Below are 6,180 nucleotides of genomic sequence, written 5' to 3'. Positions count from 1 at the left end.
CAGTTAACATGGGGCTATATGGGGGGTATGACTATGGTCGTGTTTGGACACCTGAAATGGATTCCGATACTTGGCATACTTCATACGGTGGCGGATTTTTCTTGAATGCGGCCGATTTATTGACTTTGAACTTCGCTTTATTCGATAGTGTTGATGGGGCCCGTTTTACCTTTGGAATGGGATTCGCGTTTTAACCTATGCAAGCGCTGATTTAAATCAAAAAGGGTGGCCACCGTATTATCTTGGGATTTTCAAGGAATAAAGATTACCTCCGGTGTTGCCCCTTTTTTCGTCGGAAAGCAGTAAGGTTTCATTGTTTAAAAAGCAAATCGATTCTAATTGGGTACGCACTCCCAAATCGAATTTTTTAATGGTTCCCTTTGAAAAATCGTCAAATGTAAAACTTTTAACGACCCATAGTTTTCCATAACTTAAAAGCACGATGGTCTTTCCATCGGGGGAGATATCGGCAGATGTAATCTGACATGTTTCCCAGTCCTCACAGGTATCAAAGTTTCCAATGTATTCGGCATTGTATTTCCCTGGGTGGGCGGGAACCTTGTAGAGCAGGGCATCGCCGGGAAACGGGTTCGCCCTGTTCTTTGTGATGATGTATAGAAAACCTGAATGATAAAAAAAAGCTTCCGCATCATAAAATAACTTTTCCCTTTCAGGCGGGAATTCTGTTTGTCCAGGATAGTTGAAGCGGATCTGTTCGGCCTTGATTTTATCACCTGAATCATTTTCAGGGTTTGGGAGTTTATAAATAACCAAGTCTTTCCTACTATTCCCATTGTTTCCGAAATCGCCAATATAAAGGTTGCCGTTTTCATCCTTGGCCAAATCTTCCCAATCTCGGTTCTTGGCATTTTTTACTTCAACTTCCTTCAATAGATTTCCCTTGAAATCAACTTGGTATATTTCATCCGGGTTGCCATTGTCCTCAATGAACCATGCCGTAGAATCAGCATAGTAGACGATTCCGGAATTTTCCTTCAACTTATTTGGAAGATTGGTCATATACGTTAGTTGGCCAAAATTCGAACATGATATAAGTAAAAAGAATGTGAATATAGTTGCCGAAAAACTTTTCATTCCGTTCTGTTCGAAGCCAAATCCCTATCCTTGGTCATTTTCAATCTTTGCACAATGAAATTACCGAGATTGCGCCCTTGGATGATACCCACCTCGACGGCCGAACGATAATGAATACCTCCATAGACCCTGCTTATGGCCGCTTCCTGAGCCGCTTCATTAAACGAATTAAAACTTCTGACAGGAAGACCGTAGGGCACTTCAACATCATCATCAAACGAAAAATTGTCACCAAAGACATCGGTCAAAGCAATGGCCGCTGCACCTGAAACCACACTATGTCCGCTGGTATATTCGGGAAAAGGAGGGGTCTGTAGAACAGGTAGCCAATCTTCATCGATATGTTGATTGATCAAGGTTTCAGGACGAATCAGATTACTTCTATATTTTTCGGCCCAACAACTGATAAAGGCATCCGCTATGGCCATGGACGTTTTGGTTAGTCCATATACGGTTTTGTCAAAATCACTTTTAGATTTTTTACTTGCTACTTGCGCTATACCGATCCAATGTGCGCCCGGACTGATTTTTTTAGTAGCGAACATCAAATGTCCTCTAGATACCGAAACATATGGATTGCAGTCCCAAAATTGGGCAATTCCGATTTCTTCCGAATCGTCCCCTTTTTTCGTGATTTCATTACTTATATCATAAACCTCTTTCAATTCCTTATAAAAATCAGAGTCTTTTTCCAAAGAGAAGACTGGAGGTGGTGCAGGCTTGAATTGATTGGCAGAATCTATGACAAACGGTCGTATTTTGTCCCAGTGGGGTTCAATACCATCCATATAGGCTGGCGGTGTCGGTTGCCATCTTTCGGGATCATAGGTGTCTACGGTATATTTGGGCATAGTCCGTGTCTGGTTGTAATTATCCTCATTCATCCATTTACCGATATGTTCGGCCACTTTTAACCCATAGTCTTTTGAGGCATTAAAAGTGGTGGTGTTTTTACTATCCCATCGCGCATAAAGACTATCCCTGAACGCCTCTATTTTGTTTTCGGAAAAGATCAATTTTTTACTCAACGCCATATGGGCAACTAGGGCGGCCAGTTGATAGTTTATGGGTTGGTCCACATCAGGTTTGGGTATTGGGGTTAGGCCATGTACCTGACCAGCAAGGGAAAGGTATTCATCGTTGTTCAAAGCAACGATCTCGTAAGCTGCTATATTCGGATACGCAAACACCCTGCTTGCTACCGGGGGGGAGAAAATATCATGGATCATGATTTCAGTAACTTTGTCTACCGATGCATGCAGGTCTTCCGGACTAATTACCAAAGGTTCTTCAATCGTCTTTTCAGCACAAGCTAAAAACAGTGCGATGACGGATAGCATGGATAAAACTTTCTTCATATTCTTCGTGATTACTATAATCGAACCTCTCATTTTTAAAAGGAATCAAGAATTGGTTGGCAATTTAAAAAAACCAAAGGGACTTGGTAAAAAGAAAGTGTTAATATTTTTCGGCAACATCCCAGTGTGTTTTACGCATGTGCACCAATGATGTCAAAAAAAATTCACCAAAATCAACAAGGTATATATGGGTACATACGCGATGAAGCGATTATAACCTCTATGACCAGAAGAGGCTGTACAAGACGACCAGAATCAGCATTACCGCAAAGGATCCGATGTTGAAAACCGGATTGGTTTTGAACAATGCCTTGGTCAACGGGATGCCTTTTTCATCATTTTTTCCATGATTCTGCAGCAGACTTACCACAATAATGACGATCATGGTCAAAATAAGCGTATATCCCATTTGGTCCATAAAGGGAACATCGACAAATAGAGGACTTGTCGACCATCCTTTGGGCGCTATCTTGAAATACATGGCTATGGGAATAGAAACCAATGCACCTAGAATGGCCCCTTTGTTTGTGGTTTTTTTCCAGAAAAGGCCCAATAAGAACACGGCTAAAATACCCGGACTTACAACGCCGGTATACTCTTGTATGAATTGAAAAGCTTGGTCTATACCCCCTAATAATGGCGCCATGATCCCTGCAATCAATAAAGCGACTCCAGCTGAAATTCTTCCTGTGGCCACCGTGGCCTTGTCACTGGCATTCTTGTTTATGTATTGTCGATAAATATCCATTGTGAAAATTGTCGAAGTAGAGTTCAACATAGAGGCAAGAGACGATACGATGGCCGCGGCCAATGCAGCAAAGGCAATACCTTTTAAACCCGTGGGCAAAAATTGCAATAACCACGGATAGGCCTTGTCCGCCTGTTCCAGCGAAGGAAGGTTTTTCAGGCCTACCTCACCTAGGCCGGCCATAATCTCAGGGTCGTTGATAATGACAAAGGCAGCGATACCAGGAATGACCACAATCACAGGGAGAATCAACTTTAAGAAGGCAGCCAATAAAATCCCTTTCTGCGCTTCTTTCAAGGATTTGGCAGCCAGGGTTCGTTGTATGATATATTGATTGAATCCCCAGTAATAAAGATTCGCTACCCAAAGACCTCCAACAAGAACTGCAATTCCCGGTAAATTTCTATATTCCGGATGGGATTCATCCAAAATCATGACGAATCGATCGGGAGCGGTCTCATAAACCTTTTTAAAACCAGCGATTATGCCTTCCCCACCTGAAACCGTATTAAGGGCCAAATAGGTGGTGACCAAGCCACCAAGGATCAAAAAGACCACTTGGATAACATCGGTCCAGGCAACGGCCGAAAGCCCCCCATAAAGGGAATATGCCGCAGCGAAAAGGGCAAGACCGATTATGCCATAGAGCATGGGAATACCCATAATGGTTTCGAGGGCCAAGGCGCCGAGATAAAGTACCGAGGCGAGATTGACAAATACATAGAGACCTATCCAAAAGACGGCTAATATGGTCTTTAGATTGGTGGAGTATCTTTTTTCGACAAACTCCGGTATAGTATAGAGCCCCTTCTCAATAAAAATAGGAAGGAAATATTTACCGACAATGATTAAGGTGAGTGCCCCCATCCATTCATACGAGGCTATGGCCAAGCCGGAAGCAAATCCAGAACCGGACATGCCTATGAACTGCTCTGCGGAAATATTGGCGGCTATCAATGAGGCCCCAATGGCCCACCAGGGTAGGGATTTGCTAGCTAGGAAATAATCCTCCGCATTTTTTTGATGGCCTTTCTTATCCCTTGACACCCATAACCCAACACCCAGAATCAAAAAGGCATATAAAATGAAAATAAAATAATCCCAAAATCCGAAAGCTGCTGTCATTGTGGTGTTGGTATTGGTTGGTTGTTTGATTGTGTATTTGAAGTACGCAACTAGGCTAAATTAACCGTTTTTTTTTATTTTTTGGCATATGAATCGGAATATTTCGAAGGATATAAAGGGTTTGTATACATGTGGTTACCTTTTATATTCATGAAAATGAAAAGCCTATTTATAAGTTTATTGCAAAGTGATTACGAAAGCATCGTCATTGTTGGTTATCACCAAAAACTTTTTATCATCTAGTTTAATCAATTTTCGGGCACTTATATTCATGGGCAGCCCTAAAGAATGGTATGTTTCGAAGGAAGTGCCGTTAAAATTCGTCAGTAAACCGCCGGGGTTGGCATCGCTATTGCCCAATTCGTTTACATAATCCATATAATTACCAACAAAATACACCTGCTTTTGAGAACCATCCGTATCCAATAGAATATCCTCAATAGCACTCATCTGGGCCTCTTTGGGTAGGGGTATGCCCTCAAAAGTGGAGCCATCATTCAAGTACACCATGGAACGTAATTCGTGAATTTCGGCCAATAGAGTAATATCTTTTTCGGGTTTGCCGGTGAGGTCTTCGACCCCTTGTATCTTAGCAAAATCAGAATAGCTTAAAAAGCGCTTCTTTAAATAAGGTAATTGTGTCATCAGATTGTCCTTTGAGGCAAACGGAACATAATGGCCATTGAAGTTATAGAAAATTAGGGGGTCGGGCTGGCCATTACCATCAAAATCATCGAGGTAAAGTTTTATGGGTTTTTCTTTGGAAGCTTTCCATTTTAAATTCAGCCCTGCATTGCCCACAATAATATCATTGAAGCCATTGCCATCCAAATCATCAATAATCAGGGCGTTCCACATTCCATTGGTCTTATCCAATCCGTATTTTTTGGTTTGATCCTCAAAATGGTCATTACCGGTATTTACCATTACGGTAATTGGCATCCAATCGCCAATAATAATCAAATCGAGTTGGCCATCGTTGTTGATGTCTGCCCATTGACTGTCGGTAACCATCCCATATCTTCCACTGGCTACAGCTTCAAAATTTTGTTTTGAAGTGTTCTTTAAAATCATACTCATCGGTGGTAGACCATAAGCCCCTGGCATCGATCGACCCCCTATGAATAAATCGGCATAGCCGTCAGCATTGAAGTCCCCCGATGAAATACTACCACCATTCGTCATTGGCAACATCGCGTTCATACGCTCAAAATTTCCTTGGCCATCATTGATATATACCCGATCTTCAAGGTATGGATTTCCTTCCATGAGGTCATTGCCTCCACTAATGACATAGAGATCAAGGTCCCCATCATTTTCTAGATCGAAAACTTCGGCATCTACATCCTCAAAGACCTCGTCCTCTTCGAAAGGATCAACTTTTTTAAGATGATATGCGCCATTTTCATCTTTGAGGTAGAGGGTTGCGGGCTGGTACTTTGCACCGCCAATAAAAATATCAATGCGATCATCCCCATTAAAATCGGCAGCTACGACTGCTGGACCTTCAACAGATAACTTTTCAGGAATCAGGGCTTCCCGCTCATAATCGAGGTAACTATTTTCTATATGTCTATAACCGAATTTGGAGAGCGTACTCGGTTTTGAGACCGGGGAGTAGGCATAAGATAGCAACCCTGTTTTTTTGGCAATCATATGAGATTCGTTGATGGCCATACCCTCTTCGGTTTGATAGGTGCCATCGGGCCAAATGACCACAATGGAATCCAATTTTTGTATATCCCCAAGACCAACATGCAACCTTCGTGTTGAAGCCGATTGAAAGCCTCGTGTTACGGTTAATTCCTTTACCTTGACAAGTTGCTGGGCATATACCATGATTTTGGAACCGGT

General features: G+C 42.2%; 5 protein-coding genes. 1 reads left to right on the top strand and 4 read right to left on the bottom strand.

Annotated features, from left to right (window positions below):
• Positions 1-194: hypothetical protein (locus WBM98_RS00530; protein WP_424364057.1), on the top strand; the 194-nt coding region annotated here is incomplete at its 5' end.
• A gap of 43 nt (positions 195-237) precedes the next feature.
• Here WBM98_RS00530 and WBM98_RS00525 read toward each other — a convergent pair.
• The 4 genes from WBM98_RS00525 to WBM98_RS00510 form a co-directional block, all read right to left on the bottom strand.
• The gene (locus tag WBM98_RS00525) at positions 238-1,020 is read right to left on the bottom strand and encodes a hypothetical protein (RefSeq protein ID WP_424364056.1); all 783 of its coding nucleotides are present in this window, start codon (positions 1,018-1,020) and stop codon (positions 238-240) included.
• 71 nt (positions 1,021-1,091) lie between these two features.
• The gene (locus tag WBM98_RS00520) at positions 1,092-2,453 is read right to left on the bottom strand and encodes a vanadium-dependent haloperoxidase (RefSeq protein ID WP_424364055.1); all 1,362 of its coding nucleotides are present in this window, start codon (positions 2,451-2,453) and stop codon (positions 1,092-1,094) included.
• 220 nt (positions 2,454-2,673) lie between these two features.
• On the bottom strand, positions 2,674-4,326 hold the full coding sequence (locus tag WBM98_RS00515) for a sodium/sugar symporter (protein WP_424364054.1): 1,653 nt from the start codon (positions 4,324-4,326) through the stop codon (positions 2,674-2,676).
• A 177-nt stretch (positions 4,327-4,503) separates the two neighbouring features.
• A partial coding sequence (locus tag WBM98_RS00510) for an FG-GAP-like repeat-containing protein (protein ID WP_424364053.1) occupies positions 4,504-6,180 on the bottom strand: 1,677 nt, incomplete at its 5' end.

Origin of the sequence: Maribacter sp. (assembly GCF_049667165.1) — a bacterium.
In the GTDB taxonomy this organism is placed as follows: Bacteria; Bacteroidota; Bacteroidia; order Flavobacteriales; family Flavobacteriaceae; genus Maribacter_A.
This window is presented reverse-complemented; position numbering and strand designations above follow the sequence as displayed.